Here is a 2,212-nt window from a genome sequence, read left to right as displayed (position 1 = left end):
ACGGTGTCGGCACCGCCGTGGACAACCTCGTTTCCCGCCGGGTGGAGCGGCAGGCCGCCCTGCGTTCCTATCTGCGTTTCGTCGCGACCTTCAAGGGGCCGGCTCTCCTGGTCGTCGGTGTCTTCGTCCTGTCCAACAGCCTGCTCGCCGTGATACCGGTCTTCATCGGCCTTTTCGTGCAGGCTCTCGCCGCCGCCCCGGTACAGACCCACGACGCGTACCTGTACGCCGGCGTCCTTCTCGCATGCAACATCGGCCATGACCTGACCTGGCGCGGTGCCGAGGTGCTGTATCTCCGGCTGCTCAACCACCGGGGCTACGAATACGAGAACATTCTCTTTGGAAATGTCATAAACGAGCGGTACCCATACTTCGTCGGCAAGTTCACCGGAAAGATCAGCAGCTATGTGAGCACGCTCGGCCGCGAGTTCCGAGAGATCCTCGAGACGGCGTGCTTCACGTACGTCGAACAGCTGGTCAAGGTTCCGGCGATCATAATGATCATGTTCTCGGTGAACCTCTACTCGGGCCTGACCTTCCTGGGTTCCGTCGCGATTATGCTTCTTGTCGGCAGGCACACCGTCAGTCGTTCGGCCCGCGCGGAGAAGCGGCTCGCGGACGAGGTCTCGGAGATGGACGGTTACGTGATAGACGTCATCTCGAACTTCGTGAGTGTGAAGTCGTTCCTCCAGGAGGAGGCCGAGTACGAGCGGGTCCGCCGGCGTCGTCGCCGGGTCATCGCCGCCGCGTATCGCTCGTCCTTCTGGAGCATTGTGTTCTGGACCTCGATGAGCCTCGTGGTCCGGTATCTCGTCTGGCCGGTGTCGATCGTCCTCAACCTGCATCTGTTCCTCCGCGGTGAGATGAGCCTGGCCCAGTTCACGACCTTTCTCTCCGCGCTGGTCCTCTTCTCCGACTTTATCTGGGGGACGGTGTGGGAGATCGCGCAGCTTAATCTCCGGCTCGCCCGAATCGAGGAGGCCTACCACTATCTCTTCGCTGGTCGGGACATCCTGTCGGCCAGTCCGGATAATTCAGCCGGTTCAGCCGGTTCGGGCCGTCCCGCGGTTCTTCCCGTAGTTTCCGGTCGGCTGCAGTTCCAGGGCCTGTCGTTCGCCTATCCCGAGAACGACCGGAACCTCGTGCTCGCGGGCATCGACCTGGCCATCGAGCGGGGCGAGAAGATCGGCATCGTGGGTCGCAGCGGAAGCGGCAAGACGACGTTCATCAAGCTGTTGCTGGGCTACTACCCGCTCCCGCCGGGCATGGTCGCCGTGGACGGTGTTCCGGTGCCCAACCGCCAGCTCGCCCGGGGCATCTCCTACGTTCCGCAGGACACCACCCTCTTCCACCGGTCCATCCGGGACAACATCGTCTACGGCACCGCGGGCCCGGTGACCCAGGCGCAGGTGGAGGCGGCGGCGCTGCGGGCCCACGCGCACAGCTTCATCTCGCGGGCGCCCGACGGTTACGACACCGTCGTCGGGGAACGCGGCATCAAACTCTCGACCGGGCAACGGCAGCGGATCGCCATTGCCCGCGCCTTCCTGGACGACAAACCCATGCTCATTCTGGACGAGGCGACGAGCGCGCTGGACAGCGAGAGCGAGGTACTCGTCCAGAACGCACTCGAGGACCTGTGGCGAGACAAGACGGTGATCGCCGTCGCGCACCGGCTGTCGACCCTGCTGCACATGGACCGCATCGTCGTCCTCGACGACGGCCGCGTCGTGGAGCAGGGGTCCCATCACGAGCTGCTCGAGCGGCGGGGGCGCTACTACCGGCTGTGGCAGCGGCAGAGCGGAGGAATGATCCCGGTCGAGTAGTCGCCGGATGACGGTGACCGCCCGACCACGACGAGCGGAGGGCCTGTCCTGCCCCTACAGAACCGTTGACGGAGCCTGCGCAGGGCTGTTAGCTTGCTCAAGCGAAACGAAAATCGTTTTCGTTTCGTTTGAGTCAACGGGGGCATCCGCTGTCCATCGATCAACCTACGTCGGTACGTGCCACGCCGACGCCATCGGTGGGTGCCGCGGACGCGGTACGGCTGCGGGCGGTGGCGGCGCTCCGACCCGCCCGCGGGATGCCCGCGGTCACTGCCGGCGCCGTGCTGCCGCGGGCGGCGCGCAGCGCGCGCGGCAGGTTCCTGATCACTCTGCTCGCCCTGGTGCTGGCGACGCCGATTGTTGTTGGGGCAGCGATCGGCGTGGGT

1 protein-coding gene and 1 pseudogene are annotated in these 2,212 nt (G+C 65.1%); both read left to right on the top strand.

The features are described from left to right. Nucleotides 1-17 precede the first annotated feature (17 nt). Entirely contained in the window at nt 18-1,826 is a 1,809-nt protein-coding gene (locus tag AC08OV_RS01045; RefSeq protein ID WP_476619158.1) for an ABC transporter ATP-binding protein, read from the top strand. 197 nt (nt 1,827-2,023) lie between these two features. Then, a pseudogene (locus AC08OV_RS01040) lies at nt 2,024-2,212 on the top strand (iron ABC transporter permease); the annotation flags it as partial.

This window comes from Frankia sp. CeTa3Moorea, assembly GCF_978021225.1.
This window is presented reverse-complemented; position numbering and strand designations above follow the sequence as displayed.